This is a genomic window from Saltatorellus ferox, assembly GCA_007751475.1.
In the GTDB taxonomy this organism is placed as follows: Bacteria; Planctomycetota; UBA1135; order UBA1135.
On the sequence record CP036434.1, the window covers coordinates 1,678,463 to 1,698,017 of the forward strand.

The window sequence follows — 19,555 nt, forward strand, 5'->3', positions numbered from 1 at the left end:
GACCCAAATCCGCCACGTTTCCGAACGCCCTTGGGCCGGCTCGGGGAAGGGAGCGGCTTTGGGCCGGGTTTCTTACCAAGAGGGTGGGGTAGCGGAGCCGGGGTGGATGCGACTTCGCGACGGGCTCGAGAGAAAGTCACCGCCACCGCGTCCCCAACGGTTCCCAGGGAGAGAGTCACCACGAAGCCGTTCCATCCGCTGGCGGGGGCGTCCCGGGTTGAGCCCTGGGGCACCGGTGGCCCCGTCCCGCCCGCCAGTCCCTCCTGGCCATTGGCTAGAGTGCGGCCCGCCCGTGCCCCGTCACTCGACAGCCAAGATGATCGACTCTGCCTTCCCTCTCTTCCTCTCTCTCGCCGTCTCGGCGATCTCGACGGCCGGAGCCACCGCCCAGGTCGGGTTCGTGGACCGGACCAACCTTCTCCAGAACACCGGCGTTCGCAGCGGCTTCGTCATGGGGGTGGCGGACATGAACGGCGACGGCCGCGATGACATCGTGCGCCTCGATATCGGCCGCATACTCCGGGTCGAGTACCAGGGAACTCCCGGAGGATCCTTCGGGACCCACGTACACGGGAGCGTCTCTTCGTCGCGCCAGTGGGGCCTCTGCATTGCCGATGTGGACCACAACGGCGCTCGCGACATCTTCACGGGCGGCTACTACGACGGCGCGGAGGTTCACTTCGCCAACGCCAGCGGCACCGCCTATTCGTCCACGCCCCTGCCGGGACCGACGCTGTTCGTTCAGACCGCCAACTTCGCGGACATCGACGGCGATGGCTGGCTCGACATCTTCGCCTGTCACGACGACGCCGAGAGCCACAAGTACCGCAATAACGGACAGGGCGGCTTCGACTTCGCGCCGGGGATGATGGACGCGAGCACGACCCCCGCCAGCGACAACTCCGGCAACTACGGGTCCTTGTTTACCGACTACGACGGTGATGGCGATGTCGACCTCTACATCTCGAAGTGCCGCATCGGGGTGAACTCCTCCACGGATCCGCGGCGCATCAACAAGCTCCTCCGAAACGACGGCGATACCTGGACCGAGGTCGGCGGAGTCTCCGGGCTCGACTTCGGCCAGCAGTCCTGGGCGGCTGACTTCGGCGACCTCGACGGGGACGGCGACATGGATGCCTTCATCGTCAACCACTACGAACCGTCTGTCCTGATGCGCAACAATGGCGACGGGACGTTCACGGATGTCACGGCTGCCTCGGGGCTCGCTCCCCACCTCGACATGGTCGGGATTCAGGTGGCTTTCCGCGACTTCGACAACGACGGGAACCTCGACCTGTTGATTGCCGGAGACGCCCAGCGCTTGTTCCTGGGTGACGGGGCCCTCGGGTTCACGCTCGCGGCAAACCCTTTCACCGGTCCAACGATGGAGTCGTTCGCGCTCGGTGACCTGAACCACGACGGATTCATCGACGTGTACGCGGGCTACGCTCGCATCATCAACACGCCGAGCACGATTCCGGACCGCCTGCTTCTCAACACCGCGAACTCGAACAACTGGCTTCAGGTCGGGCTCGTCGGTACCACGAGCAACCTCGACGGTGTCGGCGCGCGCATTGAACTCACCGCCGACGATAGGCTCCAGGTGCGAGAGGTACGCTCAGGCGAGAGCTACGGCATCTCGCACTCGCTCACGAGCGGCTTTGGTCTGGGCGCCGCTGGTTTTGTGGAAAGCCTGCGCGTGATCTGGCCCTCGGGTGTCGTCGACGAGCTGCGCAATGTGAACGTCAACCAGCGCCTCGAGCTCGTGGAGGGATCGACAGGCGTACGGAACCTGAGCGTCGCGCTGATCGGGGACGAGTTCAACGATGCGGAGGAGAGCGACCAGGGCGTCGTCTGGCGCAGGAATCGCGACCTCGAACTCGTGGAAGACGGCGCTCGCGGCGACCAGGTCGTCGGCATGCGCTACGCCCTCGACGTCCCGCCGGACGTGACGATCGTCGACGCATGGATTCAGTTCACCGCGGAGGGGCGCGACTTCGATGAGGCCAACCTCTTGATCTCGGCGGAAGCCTCCGACGACGCGGCCCTGATCAAGAGCTTCCCGTTCAACCTCTCGCTGCGTCCGCGGACGATGGCTTCGGTGGCGTGGTCGCCGCCTTCTTGGACCTTGATCGGCCGCAGGAGCTCCATCGAGCGTACGTCGTCGTTGCGGGCGGTCATTCAGGAGGTCATCGATCGCGATGGGTGGAACGCGGGGAACCATGTGCTCCTGCTGGTGACAGGCACGGGTCGACGCTCGGCTTATTCGAGCGATGCTGGCCTCGCACTCGTGGGAGGCGGCGCTGGCACCCACCCGAACGCTCCGACGCTGCACGTGCTCTACTCGGACCGCCATGTGGCGACGAGCGCCGTGCGCAGCGCGCTGGCCGATGGAGAGGAACGCGAGTCCGGCTATGTGACGCTTTCGAGCCCCGATCTGGAGCTTGTCGATGACGGTTCGAACCTCGGTCAGGTCGTGGCGCTTCGCTTCGAAGACGTGGCCGTTCCGCCGGGGGCAACCATCGACCGCGCGTACTTGCAATTCACGGTTGACGAGATCGGCCTCGGGACGTGTGCGCTCAGCGTGGCCGCCGAAGCCAGTGGAAGTCCCGCGACCCTGGGTGAGGTGAGCCAGAATTTCACGGCGCGCGCGCAGACAGCGGCGACCGTGGAGTGGCCTGTCTTGCCCTGGGAGCGCGTGGGTGATGCGGAGTTTGCCCAGCGCTCTCCGGACCTCAGCCCGATCCTCCAGGAACTCGTTGGCCGATCCGACTGGAGCTTCAACACGGACGCGGTCTTCCTGCTTTCCGGGCAGGGAACCCGTACGGCGGAAGCATTCGAGGGCGGAGCGGCGCGCAGTCCGCGCCTCGTGGTCGAGTTCTCGGTGGGGGGAGGCAACAGCGCTCCCTACGTGGACGCCGGCGAGGACATCGTCCTGAGTGGAACGAACAGCGCGCAACTGGCGGCGACCTATTTCGACGACCAGCGCGGCGCAGATGTGTTGTGGAGCAAGGTCTCCGGTCCTGGTGCGGTCACGTTCGCCGACGCCACCGTGGCCAGCCCGACGGCGGTCTTCGGGACGGCGGGCACGTACACTCTCCGCCTGACGGTCGACGACGGTACTTTCACGGGCACTGACGATGTGACCGTGACCGTGGGCGGCGTTGGCACCACGATCCTCCTGGCGATCTCCGGGAGTGCGGACGACGCCGAGGAGAGCGACGTGGGCAGCGTATGGCGAAGCAACGACGACCTCGAGCTCGTGGCCGACGGCACCCGTGGCCATCAGACGGTCGGTCTGCGCTTCACGGGACTTGGCGTTCCCCAGGGAGCGACGATCACGTCGGCGACGATCCAGTTCACGGCGGACGAAACGACGACCGAGCCGACCTCGCTGGTGCTGCGTGCCCAGGCGTCCGGAGACGCGCCGGGCATCACAGGTGGGACGGGCAGCATCAGCTCGCGGCAGCTCGGTGCGGCGTCGGTGACCTGGCAACCCGCAGGGTGGGGCGCTGGTATCGCCGGACCGGATCAGCGCACGCCGAACCTGGCCGCGCTTCTTCAGGAGGTCGTGTCCCGTCCCGACTGGACGTCGGGCCAGGCGGTGCTCTTTGTGATCACCGGTACGGGCCAGCGAGTCGCACGCTCCATCGACGGGGATCCGACCGGAGCCGCGGTCCTGAGTGTGACGTACCAGTAAGCGGAGCGTCTTGTCGCGGCCAGCGCGGCAGGGTCGTCCGGGCGTCGATCTCCTTCCGTGGTCACCTCCGAGAGTCTCTCCTGCTGGCGGCGACCGGGCTCGAAAGCGGACCAGAACCGGATCGTGTCCCGATGCGCACCCATCGGGGAGGGGACGGCCCGGTCGCCGCCAACGAATCATGGATCAGCGAGACAGGTTTTCGAACAGCCAGAGGGTCTTCGTGTGCCACCCGATCGAGATCACGTCCAGATCACCGTCTCCGTCGATATCCACCGGGAGCGAGCCATCGTGGTGGTCGATCGCACCTCTGCCGTCGTCGGCGACGTGCTCGACGAAGCGTGCGCCCCGGTCCACGTTTTCGAAGATCAGCAGCCGATTACGCTCCGCGCGGTGCTCGCCCACGACCACGTCGATGTCGCCGTCCGCGTCCATGTCCGCCGTGTGCATGCTGTAGACCTCGCCCGGAACCTCTGCGATTCGGTGGCGAGTCCAGGGCTGCGTCGGATCCGCGGGCGCCGCGTACCAGAGGAGGTCCGTCGCGCCCTCGAACCCGACGACCGCATCGAGGCGTCCGTCGCCGTCGATGTCGGCCAGGCTACAGCGATCGCTGGCGGGCACTCCCTTGGGTGCGTTCCTGGTGGGAGCGAGGTCCCCTATCCCGTCGAGAATGTGGGGGATCGGTGCATCCCCTCCGAGTTCGAGCCACTGCGTCCCGAGCAGCAGATCGATGTCGCCGTCCCCGTCCATGTCGCCGGTGGCCAGGTCCTCGGCGAGGGAGTGCTCCGAGAAGGTGAACGCCGTCCAGGTCTCCTCGGTCGGTCGCTCGGGAATGCGCAGCCCCGTCAAGCCCTTGCCGCGGTCGTGCCAGCTCAGGACGACCGTGCGGCCGCCCGATCCCCCGAGCCATGCGCGTCCCTGGACGAAATCGCCCCAGCCACTCGCGTCGATGTTGGTGTAGGCCTGAAACTCGCCACGCCCGTCGCCCCTGGCCCAGGCGAAGGAACGATTGGAAGCCGAACCCTTGCCCTGGGTTCCAAGTACGTCCACGTGCCCGTCGCCGTCCAGGTCCCGGACCAGCGCGGTCTGTCCCAGTGGCGCTGGCAGCGCCCGAGCCTCCCAGTCCTTGCTGGCCTCACCCGGGTTGACGTACCAGTGCCCACCGGCGACGACATCCATATCCCCGTCGCCATCGAGGTCGGCCGCGTCCACGAACATCGCGCGCTCCGGGAGGTCTGCCTCGATGCGGAGACGCTTCCACGCGTCCAGTCCCATGGGCTTCCGGCGGTTCTCGAAGACGCGCACGGGGGCGTCGGTCCATGAGTGGGCGCTCGCGATGTCCATATCCCCGTCGCCGTCGATGTCGACGAGCTGTGCCTTGTACGTAGGGAACGGGGCGAGCAGGTGCCGCCGGAAGGCGCGCGCCCCGCCTTCGTTCTCCAGCATCAGCAGCTCCGGCTTCTCCGCGTGCTTGCTCATGCCAGCGATCAGGTCGAGATCGCCATCTCCGTCGTGGTCAGCCGCGCCGAAGCTGTGGCAGCAGTCCACGACGAGGAGTTCATGGCGCTCCCATCCTGCGGCACCCCGCATCGGATCGACGTTGCGGTACCAGGTGACCGGCACGCCATGCTTCTCGGGCTGGGCGACCGCGATGTCCTTTTGACCATCGCCGTCCAGATCGGCGACCAGTGGCAGCGACGCAAAATCCATCCAGCTGCCCGTCGCGTCCTGGAACCACTGCGGGTCGTAGATGAACTCGTCGAACGCGTCACTCCACGGATCGGATGGCGTCCGCCACCAGTACCCGTTCAGCACGAGGTCCATGTCTCCGTCTCCGTCGAGGTCACCGAGCGCGAGGCCCTCGCGCGGCTTACACGGCATGGAACGCGACCGAAAGGCTCCGTCTTCGAGCCTGGAGTAGATCGCCACGACGTTGAGCGTCCGCACCACGACGTCGAGCACCCCGTCGCCATCCAGGTCGTGGACCTTGAGGTCCTTCACCTCGCCCTTCGGATCCACCGTTCCGAGCATGTGTTCGGTCCATGCCCCCGTGCCGTCTCCACCGGGGTGCTCGTACCACGCGAGCTTGCCGAGCGAGTGAGTCCCCACCGGCGCGACCAGATCCAGATCGCCATCGCCATCCAGGTCGCCCGAACCCAGCTCGTCCCCGTAGTAGCGGGCCTTCCCCACGAGAGTGGAGGTGCGGCCGCCGTCGCCGAGCCAGCGCAGTTCACCCGGCACTTCGCCGACGCCCCAGGTCTGGACGACCAGATCCGCGCGGCCGTCCGCGTCGATGTCGCAGGGGAGCACGCGTCCGCCGATCTCCTCGGACCAGACCTGGATCGGGGTTTCGGTCGAGGGCGAGGTCCCAATCGGCGCAGGGGCTGCGGTCGTGGTCTCGCCGGCTTCCTGCGAGTCAAGCCGGCTGCTGGCTGCGGCACCCAGTCCGATCAGCGATATCACCACGAGGGCAGAACGCAGCGCTGCGCCCTGCCGGTGCGCTCTTCGGTTGACGTCGTCCATGGCTCTCTCATCGTCCGTTCAGCGGCTCGACAAGGCCAACGTTTGGTCCCAAACCTGCCCGCCAGAGGCTCACGCTCTCTCCATCGTCGCTGGAACGTCACCGAGAGGCCTGGGTCTTGAACCTTTATCCATGGAGGGCTCTCACAGCGTGAGCAAGATTCCAGATTGCTCTTCGTTCGTCGTCCCTGGCGCATCTGCTCACGCGGATGCGCCAAGGACCTGAGCCACTCTTGCCCGGGCCTCTAGTGGTGTGATCCAAAAGTTCGCCCCATTTCTTCGGCTCCCTTTCGCGCTTCAGCTGCGTTGCCGAACCTTGGGCGGAACTACTGCTACGCACTGCGGTTCGGACGCCTTGCTACGAAACGAAACAGACTGAAACGATTACGACGAACTTCTGATTCAGGGCGCTAGCGCCGACGGACCTCGACCACCTGGCCTTCCTTCGAGCGGACCGTGACCTGGTCGCCCACTTTCAGGTTGCCCGCGAGCGCTCGATCCTCGGCGGTGATGGGAAGCGTCCGCTGCGTTCCGCCTTCGTACGCCAGTGTCATGGTTCCCTGCGGAACGGACACGGAGACCACCCTTGCCAGAACGGTATCGAAGTCGTCGTCGCTGAACTCCTCCGCGACCGCGCCAGCGGCCTGGTTCACGGACCTGGCGGCGCCTCGCGTCGCCGATCCGAGGCTCTTCATGTCCTCCTTGAACTCGGTCCGGTCGATCCGAACCCGGAACGCCGAGGAACCGGTGTCCGATTCCGACGCGAAGCTGACCCAGCCGCTGAAGTAACCAATGGTGAGCGTGATAAGAGCGAGGAAGACGATGATTCCGAGGGCGCGCATGGTGCTTGGACGAAGGATGTTGGGGGCGTGGTAGGTGGCGCGACATCGCGCTCGGGCGGCAGCATTTCGTGGCCAGATAACAGCGTGCCCACGCATCGATAAAATGGGCTTCAGGCGCCCAGGGGGGCCGGCTCTGTAGGGGTCTTCTCGGCGGTGATCTGTCGCGGACTCGCCGCGACCTCCTCGCGGGGGGATGTGATAAACTGTCGCCCCTACGCTTCGCTCGCCAGCAGCAGGGGCTGACCGTTCACCGCCGCACCCAGAGATCTTCATGCCCATGACCGATGTCAAGATGTTCGCTCCCGCGAACGTCTTCCGAGACGGCCTGTCCGGCCTGGTCGTTTTCCTCGTCGCTCTGCCCCTTTGCCTCGGCGTCGCCGTGGCCTCGGGCGCGGATCCCTTCACCGGCTTGCTCGCAGGGATCGTCGGCGGGCTCGTCGTGGGAATTTTGAGTGGGTCCCATACAAGCGTGAGCGGACCCGCAGCCGGCTTGACTGCGGTGGTGGCCACCGAGATCGGGGCCCTGGGCACCTACGAGGCGTTCCTCGCCGCCGTGGTGCTGGCCGGCATCCTCCAGCTCGGCCTCGGCGTCATCAAAGCGGGCTTTCTCGCGGAGTACTTTCCGACCAGCGTGATCAAGGGGCTCCTGGCGGCGATCGGCGTCATCCTCATTCTCAAGCAGATCCCGCACCTCTTCGGTCACGACACGGACATCGAGGGGGAGATGTCCTTCAACCAGCCCGACAACGAGAACACGTTCACGGAGCTCTGGGCGACTCTCACCGACCTGCACGCGGGCGCGATGGCCGTCGGTCTCGTCTCCCTGGTCATTCTCTTTTTCTGGCATCGCTGGAAGTGGGCCAGCCGCGTCGGCATGCCCGCAGCGCTGTTCGTGGTGATCCTCGGCGTGGTCGCGACGCTGCTCCTCCGCAAGCTGGGGGGCGAGTGGATGATCGGAAAGTCGCATCTCGTGGAAGTTCCGCGGGCTGGCTCGGCCGCTGAATTTGCGAGCTTCCTGCACTTCCCCGACTGGGGCATTCTTTCGTCCCCACGCGTCTATCGCAGCGCTCTGACGATCGGTCTCGTCGCGACCCTGGAGACTCTCCTCAACCTGGAGGCCGTCGATCGAATCGACCCGAAGAGGCGCATCTCTCCGCCGAACCGCGAGCTCCTCGCCCAGGGCGCAGGCAACATCGCCTCGGGCATGATCGGCGGCCTGCCGGTGACGAGCGTCATCGTCCGGAGTTCCGTCAACATTCAGACGGGCAACGTCACCAAGCTCTCGACGATCTTCCACGGCGCGCTGCTGCTGCTCTGCGTCGGGTTCATCCCGCACATCCTCAATCTCATCCCGCTCGCCAGCCTCGCCGCGATTCTCATCTACACCGGCTACAAGCTCGCGGCGCCGAAGCTGATGAAAGAGATGTGGGCCCGCGGGCGCACTCAGTTCCTGCCGTTCGTGGTCACCGTCCTGGCGATCGTGCTCACGGACCTCTTGATCGGCATCATCATCGGGCTCGGGACGGCTCTCGCGTTCATTCTGTACAGCAACCTGCGCGCGCCTGTTCGGACCGTCCGGGAGGAGCACATCGGCGGCGACGTGATCCGGATCGAGCTCGGGAACCAGGTCAGCTTTCTCAACAAGGCCTCACTCGGCGAAACGCTCCTCTCCCTCAAGCGAGGCGACCAGGTGCTCTTCGACGCCCGAGCGACCGACTACATGGATCCGGACGTCGAGGACATGCTGCTGGAGTTCGATCGGGTGACCGGACCGGCGCGGGGCATCGACGTGAGCCTGCTCGGTTTCCGCGGTAGCGAGGCCCTCTCGGACAAGATTCGCTTCGTCGACACGAGTACGTCGGAGGTCCAGAAAGAACTCTCGCCCGAGGACGTCCTTCGGCTCCTACACGCCGGCAACGAGCGATTCCGAACGGGCAAGCGTCTCTCGCGCGACTTCGGTCGCCAGAAGGATGCGACGGCGGACGGGCAATTCCCCCTGGCCGTTCTTCTGAGCTGCATCGACTCCCGCACTCCCGCCGAGCTGGTCTTCGACCTCGGTCTCGGCGACATCTTCTCCGTGCGCATCGCCGGAAATGTCGCGAAGGAGAAGGTGTTCGGCAGCATCGAATACAGCTGCGCGGTCGCGGGAGCCAAGCTCGTCGTCGTCATGGGTCACACCCGTTGCGGTGCTGTGACGTCCTCGGTCAAGCTCTTCGAGGCGGATAAGTCCGCGCTCGAGGCGACCGGCTGCGGGAACCTGGACGCGCTCGTGCGGAACATCCAGCGCTCCGTTCACAAAGAAGACTTCCCGGACCACGAGCTTTCCGGTGAAGAACTCTCGGAGCTCGCGGACCGGGTGGCCCGCAGGAACGTCCTGGCGACGCTTCAGGCGATTCGAGAGCAGAGCGATGTGTTGAGGGGCCTCAGCAACCGACACGAGATCTTGCTCTGCGGCGCCATGTACGACGTCAAGGGCGGCGGCGTGGAGTTCTTCGACGAGGCCGGCCAGCCGCTGGACCTGACGGAGCCGGAAGCCGCCGCTCCGAAGAAAGCGCTCCCCGGAGCGGTCTGACCTTCAGCCAACGGTCAATCGATCACGCTGGTGGCATCGCCTCGGACGATGCCATCGGCGTCGATCCAGGAGTCCAGCACGCGGCCGTTCGTCGGGTCCGTGAGCATCTGGAGCAGCGTCATGCCCATGGGCCCGGCCATCGTCGGATCCGTCGCGCCGTCCCGAAGGTTCGGGGTGGGCGTGGAGTCGTACAGCGCGTGGTTGCTCGAAGCGTTCGAAACGCCGTTCTCCGAGACGACCCGGTCCAGGTTGAGCGCCGACCGGTTGGGATCGTACGTCGTGGCCGGTGCGGCGCCGCCCGCACCCGCGCGGTTCGCATCGTTGTCGAGCGGGTTCACCGGAGCCCCTTGACCATCGAACAGGAAGAGCCCGCTGCCGAGTCCCGCCACCTGGTGGACGAAGAACGGCGAGTCGATCTGGTTGCCCGGGTTGCTGCCGATGTGATCCCGCAGGAGGTTGTAGTCGAGGCTCGCGAAGTCGCCCGTCTGCATCGCCGTGCGGAAGGCCGCGTACTCGGTGCCGTAGGTGGCGATCGAGTGGTCGGTCAGGTGGCACGAGACGCAGTAGCGCGGCCCCTCGTCCTCGGCGGTCACGCGCCCGCGGATGGAGTGAGCCATCATCGCGTTGTGGCTCATGGCCGGAAGGTCCGCGAGCGCCGGGTTCTTACCGCCGCCGTTCCGGTCCGAAAAGCTGAAGACCTCGCTGAGGTTGTTCTGGCGGTCCTTGTAGGAGAAGAACATCTTCGTGTTCGCCGCCGTCTGGGTGATCTTGTTCCCCGAGTTCACCCCGAGCTGGAAGAAGACCGGTGACTGGTACACGAAGAGGGCGTCGTCCTCGCGGAAGACGATGCGCTCGCCCGTGATGTTGCTGAAGTTGTTGCCCGTGTTGTACTCGCCGACGAGGTGGCAGCCCATGCAGGTGTTCGTCCAGGCCGAGTGGCAGGACGCGCAGTCCATGTTGTCACCGTGCTTGAAGCCCGTCGGGTTGTCGTTCGTCTGAACGGGGCCGATGCCGGTGGCTGCGTTGCCGTCGGCGCGGCCCATCGCGAAGCTCGCGCGCTGGCTGTAGAGAGGCTCACCCGTCGTCGGGTGGACCTTGCCGGTATCCACCACGATATCGCGGGTCTGGGACAGGTAGTGGACCTCGCCGTCGAGGCGACTCTTCAGCCAGTAGTTCCCGTTCGCGTCCTTCGTAACGTGGCGCAGGGGCAGGCCCTTGCTGTCGACGCCGACTTCGGCGGCCGCGCCGCTGTAGGTCGTGCCCGTCACGGTCGTGGCGTAGGCCTCTGAGCTGCCGTGGCAGTCCTCGCACTTGATCGAGACCGCCTGCTCCATCCGGGAGAGGAGCGGCTGTGATCCAGCGGTGACGTCGCCGCCGTGCATGTCGTGGCTACCGTGGCAGTCGATGCAGCCCATCCCCGCCTCGTGATGCACGTCGGCGGGCGTGTCGTCGCGCCCGTCGCCGTCGTAGTCCTCGAACGCGAGGTACTGGTTGCGGTTGCGACCGTTGAACTCGCGGTTCCCCAGTTCGGGATCGAAGAGGCGGGTGTCGTTGCTGGTGTTCTGGTAGCTGACGGGCTGGGCCGGATACTGCTGGCCTCGGCGCACGTCCTGGTTCTGATCCAGGCGAATGCCCCAGTACTGCATCACGGTTCGGTTCGAGCCCTGGTGGCAGCCCGCACAGGTGTGGTCGTCGATGCCCTTGACCACGGTGCCGTTCGCGGTCGTCTTCGCCACGCTCATGATCTGGTGGCTTCGGACGTGGGGGCGCTCGGGTTCGTCGATGTCGTCGGGGTCGAGGGGCTCGAACTTGTTCACGTTCGGGTCGCTCGTCCCGGCGCGCCCGCCGAGGCTGTAGGGCATGTGGCACGAGGTGCAGCCCGAAGAACGATAGTCGCCGGTCCGGTTGTTCGCGCCTGCGCTGCCGAGGTGGCAATCGCCGCAGGTGAAGGCGACCTGCTCGTGGTACAGGTTCGCGAGCGCAGAGTTCGCCACGACGGTGCCGTCCGCGTTCTGGTCGTCGAGCAGCTCGGCGATCAGATAGTCGTCGTTGTTGAAGATCGCGTCAGGGTTCGTGTTGTTCCGGGCGCTGAAGACCGGGTACTCGACCATCCGGCTGACGGCGCCGAACGGAGCGCCGACCGCGTTGAACGCGAGGTCCGTCGCGACGCGGAAGGCCATATCGGACGCGGTGTTGTCGTAGAGCCCATCGCTCTCCGCCACGCGCGTCGGCTGGCCGATGGCGTACAGGGCGCCGGAGAGGACGCCCGCCGAGGTGGCGAGCAGGCTCTTCTCCGTACACTCGGCGTGGCTGACGTGGCACTCGCCGCAGGACTTGCCCATGGTGACGACGCGCAGGTCGCCGGGGTTCACGAACTGCAGGTAGTCGAGCGCCGTGTAGGTCTGGCCACCGACCTCATAGTCGGGCAGCTTGTCGAGTCCGGTGAGCGTGAGCTTGTTGAAGAACGCGAACGCATTGGTTTCGCGGAACGCGCGATCGCCGATCTCGGGCGGCGAGGGCACGTGGGCTTCGGCCACGGTTTCGCCCAGCGGGTTCCCGCCGTGACAGGTCGTGCAAAGGAGGTTGTCCGCGCCCTCGAACGGGTGGGGGTTCTCGAGCCCTGGGCCCGCGTAGTCGTGGTTCGGCGACCCGTTGTGACAGGTCATGCAGGTCTCTGCCGAGCCGTTGCTGAGGCTCTCCGTCTCGCCCGCAGAGCATCCCCCGAGTGCCAGGGCCAGGAAACCGGCGGCGACTGCGCTCACGTGGCGCCACGCCCGTCCGTAGGTCTTCTGCTGGCCCTTTTCGCTCCAGCTACACTTCTCGCGACCCGATTCCAACATCATGTGCAAACGCTCCTCTGCCCCCCGGTAGCGGTAGACACAGAAGTGTCAGTGGCCCCGCCGAGGGCCAGCTACCGCGCGAGAGGGTCCTTCGGAAAGAATTGCCGGTTCGCTCAATAGGTAGTTGTCACCATTTGCCGTTGTGCCCCAAATGGAGGGGCGGAAGCGGTACCGCTGCCCCACGCTGAACCCATCACTCCCTCGCCCCGAACCCATGCCTCGACTCCGGCTGCTCCTGCTGCTCGCTCCGATCTTCTCCTGGAGCCATTCGCTGGCCGGGCCGCAGACGACGGAGGGCGCCGAGAGAGTCGGGCAAGCTGGGCGAACGGGCAACGTGCGGATCGAACTCATCTCCGCTGCGACGACGACGAGCTTCGCGGGAGCTGTGGCGTTTCTGGAGCGCGCCCGCTTCGGGCCGGAGTTGACTCCACTGGATCGATGGAACGCTCCGGCTGCGCTGGAGGCCATTCCCGAGAGCGGTGAGATCGAATTTTCTGGGGTCGGAGAGGGCCTCTATCGTCTGCACCTCCTCGATGCGCTCGGCATGCCGATACTCGACGGACCTGGGCCCGTGTGGGTCTCCGTGGTGCCGGGTACGACCGCGACCTACCGCGTCGAGTCGAAGCGTCTGGACGAGGTGGAGGGTGTGGTGCTGGAGGATTCGGTCGGGCGGCCGATCGCAGGGGCGACGCTTCGTGTCGATCCGCGCTTCGCGGTCCGCGGGGCGCCGCCGCTCCAGGTCGTGACCGACGAAGAAGGGCGCTACCGCGTGTCCACCGCGCGGTCGGAGGTCGTCGCGGTCGACGCGCCGGACTATCGAACGATGAACATGCGCTTCGGCGTCGAGCCGGTGGCCGGGCCTCTGCGACTGCGGCCGATGCTGAAGCGGCGCTCGGTGGTCCTCGACGGCAGCTATTTCGGCGGCGGCGTGGAGCCGCGACTGGCCTACGGCAGCCGGCTGCTCGCGTCCGATGGACGGTCAGCGTTCGTCCCCGGGTCGAGGGAGAAGGGCGGCGGCTACGCCTTCGACAGCGTCCTCTACGACCGCGGGATTCTTTACCTGCCGCTGCGGGAAGGCGCGGGCGAACTGGGTCCAGGTGCGACTCGCCTGGTGACGGAGTTCCTCATCAAGCGCGGTGGGGGGGCGCAGCGGCTCGACCTGCCCACGCCGCATCTGCGAATCGCGGGTCTCGAGGTTCTGCCCCCGCTGGCGGGCAAACTCACCCTGCACCTCGCGGCGCACCTCGATCGGCATACCTCCGCCATCTCCCAGAGCGCATGGTTCGAGGACGCCGGTCAGCAGCGCTTCCTCATCCCGGATCCCGGGAAAGGAGACCAGGTCGCGGGCTGGTCGCTTTCCACGCGCTCCTCCGACGGTGACGAGGTGAGCCTCGAATGGAGAGGAAGCGCATTGGTTCCAGGGGACGGGGATTCGCTGGGTACGGTCGCGGCAGTCCAGGTGGGAACGACCGAAGACGCGCTCGTATACGTCTTCGACGGAGACTGGTGGTGCCACGGGCGCGTTCGCCCGGACTCCAAAGGAGTCGCCTCCCTTCCACACATGGGCCCAGGAGCACTCTACGTCAGCTCTCCCTCGGTGAAGGGCGATCTCGAGCGGTGGGAGATCGGCGCCTGGAACGACGTCGAACCAGCGCGGGTGTTCGAGGGGCGGGCCGGCTCATGCCGTCTGGACTTGCGCGCCCTCGAGGGAGAGGACCCGATCCGCGGCCTCTCGGTCTACCTCGTGCCGACGGGCTTCGACCTGACGGACGAGGCACTCGACCTCCTGGGAGAGATCCCTCTCGTTACGGATGCGTCGGGCGTGATCCGCCTGCGCGGATTCGTTCCCGGGGAGTACGAGATCCGGGTGGACCAGAAGCGCTCCCTTGACGCCGCGGGCCATCACAGCCTGCGATCGGGGAACCTCGTCCTTCGGGAAGGGGACCCGGGCCCGATGGACTGGCCGTTCGGAACGAGCGAAACGGGCGACGGGAGGTAAAGCACCTCCGAAGGCGGCCATGATTCCGAACAATGGTCGCCTCGACGGGCCGCGCGGATCACAAGATCTGCGCCATGTGCTCCATCCTCGGTCTCTTGAACCTCAAAGGTGACCCCGCGGTCGCCCGCGCCACCGCCGTTCGTCTCTCTGGCCTCCAGCGTCACCGCGGACCCGACTGGTCCGGCGTGTACGCCACGGACCGTGCCGTCCTCGCCCACGAGCGGCTCGCGATCGTCGACGTGCTGCACGGCGCTCAGCCGCTCCTGGATACGGACCGCGGCCTCGCGCTAGCGGTGAACGGCGAGATCTACAACCACCGCGAGTTGAGCGCCGGGCTCCAGCAGCCCTACAAGTTCCAGACGGCGTCGGACTGCGAGGTGTTGCTCCCTCTGTATCACGAGCGCGGCACCGCCTTCCTGAACGACCTCGTCGGGATCTTTGCGTTCATCCTCGTGGACGAAACGCACGATCGCTACCTCGTCGCGCGCGATCCGATGGGCGTGATGCCGCTCTACATGGGGCATGACGCGGAGGGCACCCTGTACGTGGCTTCCGAGATGAAGGCGCTCGCGCCGGTTTGCAAGGACGTCGAGGTCTTCCCTCCGGGGCACGTGCTCGACAGCGAGACCGGCGAGCTTCGCTCCTACGTCACGCCCGCCTGGCGCACCTACGCAGAGGTCGAGGGCGGCGGCTCGGACCCCGCGGCCGTCCGCGCCGCGCTGGAGGAAGCGGTCAAGCGTCAGCTGATGACGGACGTTCCGTACGGCGTGCTCCTCTCCGGCGGGCTCGACTCATCGGTCATCGCGGCGACGGCGAAGGCGCTCGCGCCCACTCGCGTCGAAGACGGCGGCGAGGCGTGGTGGCCGACGCTGCACTCGTTCGCGATCGGCCTCGAAGGCAGCCCTGACCTGGTGGCGGCCCAAAAGGTCGCCGACCACATTGGCACCAAGCACCACGCGTTCCACTTCACCGTACAGGAAGGCCTCGACGCGCTGCGCGACGTGATCTATCACCTGGAGACCTACGACGTCACGACGATCCGCGCCTCCACGCCCATGTACCTGATGGCGCGTCGCATCCGCGCGATGGGCATCAAGATGGTGCTTTCCGGAGAGGGCGCCGACGAGATCTTCGGCGGCTACCTGTACTTCCACAAGGCGCCGAACGCGCAGGCGTTCCACGAGGAAACCGTGCGCAAGCTGGACAGGCTGCACACCTACGACTGCCTGCGGGCGAACAAGTCGATGGCCGCATGGGGGATCGAGGCGCGGGTGCCGTTCCTGGACCAGCGCTTCCTGGAAGTCGCGATGGCCCTCGATCCCGACTGCAAGATGCCCGGCAACGGCAAGATGGAGAAGCACATCCTGCGCGAGGCGTTCGAGGGCGTGCTGCCGGATAGCGTGCTCTGGCGCCAGAAGGAGCAGTTCTCCGACGGGGTCGGGTACGGCTGGATCGACAGCCTGCGGGAGTTCGCGGGCGAGAAGGTCAGCGACGAGCAGCTGGCACAAGCGGAGTACCGCTTCCCGATCCAGACGCCGGATACGAAAGAGGGCTATCTCTATCGAACGATGTTCGAGGAGCACTTCCCGAGCGACGCGTGCGCGAGGACGGTGCCGGGCGGCAAGTCGATCGCGTGCAGCACGCCGGAAGCGCTGGCGTGGGACGCGTCGTTCGCCGGGGCCGCCGATCCTTCGGGCAGGGCGGTGGCCGGGGTGCATCTGAAGAGCAACCGCTAACCGACGGGAGTCCTGCGGTCAGCCGATAGCGGACGCGGCCTGCAGCGCCTTCGCCTGCTCCACCCAGCCGTCTCGCTCGATCCGGCTCGCGAAGCTCCCCAGCTTCTCCGACAGCGTTTCGATCTGATCGATGCTGAGGTTCGCGACCTGGTCGATCGTCTCCACGCCGAGGCCCTTCAGCGTCTGCTCCAGCGCTGCCCCGATTCCCTTGATCCGCTTGAGGTCGGTGTCGTCGGGCGCGAGCGCCTTCACCACGCCGCTCATCGAGTCGTCCAGCGCACACAGCCTCAGGTCCTGGCTCTGCAGCGAGCGCTCCAGCGAATCGACCCGCTCGATCAGAGCCTGCGCCTCCTCCCTCGAAACGCTCGCGCGGCTCGCGCTGACGATCTGCGTCCCCATCTCGGCCATGATCCGGTTGAGATGATCGAGGTCGTGCCGCAGCTCGCTGTTGCCGTTGCGCATCTCCTGGAAGACGACGGCCAGAGCCGCCTCGTGCTGCGCTCCTTCACGGGTGAAGGCCTGCGAGCGACGCTCGAGCTCCGAGGCGAGCGTCTGCTGCTCCATCTTGAGCCCACCGATGAGCGCCTGGATCTCATCCAATTCGATGCGCTGGCCGCCTTCGATCTCCGCTCGCACTCGCCGGAGCGAGTCCGCATCCGAGACGCCGCGCCGCTTGCGACCGCTGCCGAGGTACTCGTGGACGGCCAGGGCCGCCAGACCGGACGTGACGAAGAGAAAGACGAGTGTCGCGGATGTGGTCAGCATGGGGGGTCGTGGGTGAGAGATTCGAACTCCTCACCGATCGACCCACCTCGCCGCCCTACTTGTTACGAAATTGCAATATGGGGAATTCGGCCCGCCGACCTCTCAGTTTGGGAAGTTCGGGTCCAGTTCCGCTGCGTTCCAGATCGTCGGCTGGTGGCAACGGTTGCAGTCGAACGTCCAGCCGAGGGCCTGGTGGTTCGGGTTGTTGGCGTTCCCGAGGTCTCCCTGGTGGCAGTCGACGCACTCGATCGGAGTGGGGACGAAGCGCCCGATTTCAGCGCCCGGATGGCAGGTCCTGCAGGACACGGCCGCGTGCACGCCGAGCAACGGGAAGCGCGTCTGCTGATGGAGCTCGAACATCCCGAACGGGCGCCAGTTCGTTTCGGTATGGCACTCGAGGCAGTTGCTGCCGAGCTGCCCGAGATGAACGTCCTCGTGGCAGCCCGCGCAGCCGCGAGCCGTGAAGACCTCGATCGGTCCGCGGTCGTTGTGACAGCGCAGGCAGGAGGCCGCTTCGTGGGCGCCGTTCAGCGCCACGCCCGTCTCGCGCAGGTGATCGAAGGCGAAGTCGCTCTTGAGATCGTTCCACGCCGCGCCCTCGTGGCACAGCGTGCAGTCGGCCGGGAACGAGTCGTGGGGGAGGACCGGTCCGAGCGTGGCCCACCACCGGTGCTGCTGGACCGCTTCCGGGCTGGTCGAAACGCACGCGCACAGGATGAGATAGGTGGCGAGGGCGGCGATGATCGGGTGCTTTTGAATCCAGTGAAACATGACGGAGGGCTCAGAAGCTGCGCTGGAGGAAGAGACCGAGGAAGAACTGCTCCTCGCGGTCCTGGAACTGAAGTTCACCGGAGAGTGAAGCGGAGAGACCGCTCGCCCGGAAGAGCTCGTAGGAGCCGCGCGCTCGGTGCTGATAGAGGTTGTCCGCGTTGCCATCGAAGCCGGTCACGTCGTTCTGGCGGATCTCGTACTGAACGGACCAGCTGCGCTTCGGGCCGAATCGGCCGTAGCGAACGCGCGCCCCGATGAGCGAAGAGAACTTGGCTGCGCTGGAGAACACCGCGAGGTCGAGCCGCGCGTCGTCGGCCAAGAGATCGTAGAGGTCGACGCCTAGCTCCGCGTCACCGCCCGTGTCTTCCTCGTCGGCCCAGCCGCCGGCGCGCAGGTAGAGCCGCTTCGCCAGGGGCGCCGCCGCGCCGCCGCTCGTCCACTTCGAGAGCGTGCCACCAAGGCGGTCCACGTGCGCGTCCTGGATCTGCGGAAGCCCGACTGGCGGGAACTCCGCCCGAAGGAGCTGCGGGTACTCCTGATGTCGGTAGTCGAGGTTGAGCGCGAAGTCGTTCTCGAACGTCCGGCGCGCGTCGACGACCATGTAGGTCAGCGCAGGCCCGGAGGTCTTTCCGAAGTCACCGTTGGAGTAGAGGTCGACCCAGGCCGATCCGAACACGTTCCAGCCCTCGACGGGCAGGTACTGCGTTTTCAGAACGAGCAGGTCGCGGTCCTGCGAACCGTTGTGCCAGGTCTTCTGGTAGCCAGCCGTGACGCTCAGAATCTCGCGCTCGTCCGCGACCCAGCGGTACCAGCCCGCGACCTGGAAGTCCTGGAACGACTTCTGATCCTTGTCGGGCTCGGGCAGGAACCCGATGCTTCCACCAAAGGAGTCTCCGCCGCCCGTGCGCGTGCCCCATGAAGCTCCGTCGAGCACGCCGAACTCGGACATGCCGTCCTGCAGGAAGCGGCCGACCTGGAGTCGGTTCCAGTCGTGCCGCGTGCCACCGAGCGTGTAGCTCAGCCGGTCCAGCCTGAAGTTCGATTCGCTCTCGTCCGCGAAGTCGGGCACCTGCGTCTTGCGCGCGTTGACCTCGCCGTCGAAGTGCAGGACGCCACCCTTTCCGAAGAGGTTCTCGCCGTACACGCCGCCGCCGAGCCGGAAGAACGAGTCCCCGCGCTCGGTCTCGGAGTCGACGATCCGATCCCAGGACAGGTAGCTTCGGCCCGTCAGTCTCGATGCGCGCCGAGCAGGGTGCACGGCGTTGACCTCGGCGAGCAGCGGCATGTCCATCGTGAAGCCATCCTCGGGGCGGGTCCACTTGCCGTCGGTCTCGGGCGCCTTGGGTTCCTCGGGAAGTAGCGCCTCGGTCGCATCCGTGGCACCGTCCGGAACGGGCACCTTGCCCGTGCGAACGTCCAAGGCCGTCTCGAAGCGACTCTTCGGCACGAGGATCGAAGCGCGCGTGCCGGGCTCTGGCCGGAACTGCGGATCCTCGCCGCGGATCGTGGACACGCGGCCCTCCAGCTCCAGGATCGTCCCGAACTGCTGTCTCCCGCCGCGCTCCGTGAAGATGACCCGGTCGCCGACCTTCAGGCCATCGCGTACGCCGCGATCGATCACGATCCCGGTGCCCTGCACGTAGCCAGTGACCCGGGCGGTGACCTCCTCGGTTCGGTCTTCCGCCTGCACCGGAACGGCGGATGCCGCGAGAGCGGTGGCGCCAGGCAGCGCCGCTGCGCCGGTGAAGAGGAGCGCCGTCGACATCAGTCGCGCGGTGCTCGGACGAGGCCATGGGGTGAAGGCTTTCATGGG

The 19,555-nt window shown here is 66.5% G+C and carries 10 protein-coding genes; 4 read left to right on the plus strand and 6 right to left on the minus strand.

Annotated features, from left to right (window positions below; all coding sequences use genetic code 11):
• The first annotated feature begins 316 nt into the window (after window positions 1–316).
• Window positions 317–3,700 carry an FG-GAP-like repeat-containing protein gene (locus tag Poly30_RS06165; protein ID WP_419191018.1) on the plus strand — a complete coding sequence of 1,128 codons (3,384 nt, stop codon included), beginning with the start codon at window positions 317–319 and terminating at the stop codon, window positions 3,698–3,700.
• Between the two features lie 183 nt (window positions 3,701–3,883).
• On the opposite strand, the gene Poly30_RS06170 is transcribed toward Poly30_RS06165, so the two are convergent.
• Together Poly30_RS06170 and Poly30_RS06175 are read right to left on the minus strand one after the other, a co-directional pair.
• Window positions 3,884–6,220, minus strand: a complete 2,337-nt coding sequence (locus tag Poly30_RS06170; RefSeq protein ID WP_145195349.1) for an FG-GAP repeat domain-containing protein — start codon at window positions 6,218–6,220, stop codon at window positions 3,884–3,886.
• A gap of 407 nt (window positions 6,221–6,627) precedes the next feature.
• A complete protein-coding gene (locus Poly30_RS06175) occupies window positions 6,628–7,059 on the minus strand; it encodes a hypothetical protein (RefSeq protein ID WP_145195351.1) in 432 nt (143 codons plus the stop codon).
• A gap of 277 nt (window positions 7,060–7,336) precedes the next feature.
• On the opposite strand from Poly30_RS06175, the gene Poly30_RS06180 reads away from it, so the two are divergent.
• On the plus strand, window positions 7,337–9,631 hold the full coding sequence (locus tag Poly30_RS06180; RefSeq protein ID WP_145195353.1) for a bifunctional SulP family inorganic anion transporter/carbonic anhydrase: 2,295 nt from the start codon (window positions 7,337–7,339) through the stop codon (window positions 9,629–9,631).
• A gap of 14 nt (window positions 9,632–9,645) precedes the next feature.
• Here Poly30_RS06180 and Poly30_RS06185 read toward each other — a convergent pair whose 3' ends face one another.
• Window positions 9,646–12,474 (minus strand): cytochrome c3 family protein, encoded by a 2,829-nt coding sequence (locus Poly30_RS06185; RefSeq protein ID WP_145195355.1) that lies wholly within the window; start codon window positions 12,472–12,474, stop codon window positions 9,646–9,648.
• Window positions 12,475–12,685: 211 nt separating this feature from the next.
• On the opposite strand from Poly30_RS06185, the gene Poly30_RS06190 reads away from it, so the two are divergent.
• Both Poly30_RS06190 and asnB read left to right on the plus strand, forming a co-directional pair.
• Window positions 12,686–14,470, plus strand: a complete 1,785-nt coding sequence (locus tag Poly30_RS06190; RefSeq protein ID WP_145195357.1) for a hypothetical protein — start codon at window positions 12,686–12,688, stop codon at window positions 14,468–14,470.
• Between the two features lie 74 nt (window positions 14,471–14,544).
• Complete coding sequence (gene asnB, locus Poly30_RS06195) at window positions 14,545–16,206, plus strand: asparagine synthase B (RefSeq protein WP_145195359.1); 1,662 nt, start codon at window positions 14,545–14,547, stop codon at window positions 16,204–16,206.
• A gap of 18 nt (window positions 16,207–16,224) precedes the next feature.
• Here asnB and Poly30_RS06200 read toward each other — a convergent pair whose 3' ends face one another.
• The 3 genes from Poly30_RS06200 to Poly30_RS06210 all read right to left on the minus strand — a co-directional run bounded on the left by Poly30_RS06200 (window position 16,225) and on the right by Poly30_RS06210 (window position 19,552).
• The gene (locus tag Poly30_RS06200) at window positions 16,225–16,971 is read right to left on the minus strand and encodes a hypothetical protein (protein ID WP_145195361.1); all 747 of its coding nucleotides are present in this window, start codon (window positions 16,969–16,971) and stop codon (window positions 16,225–16,227) included.
• 102 nt (window positions 16,972–17,073) lie between these two features.
• Window positions 17,074–17,742: a cytochrome c3 family protein gene (locus tag Poly30_RS06205; protein WP_145195363.1), complete on the minus strand. Its 669-nt coding sequence runs from the start codon at window positions 17,740–17,742 to the stop codon at window positions 17,074–17,076.
• Window positions 17,743–17,752: 10 nt separating this feature from the next.
• Window positions 17,753–19,552 carry a hypothetical protein gene (locus Poly30_RS06210; protein WP_145195365.1) on the minus strand — a complete coding sequence of 600 codons (1,800 nt, stop codon included), beginning with the start codon at window positions 19,550–19,552 and terminating at the stop codon, window positions 17,753–17,755.
• Between the last annotated feature and the right edge of the window lie 3 nt (window positions 19,553–19,555).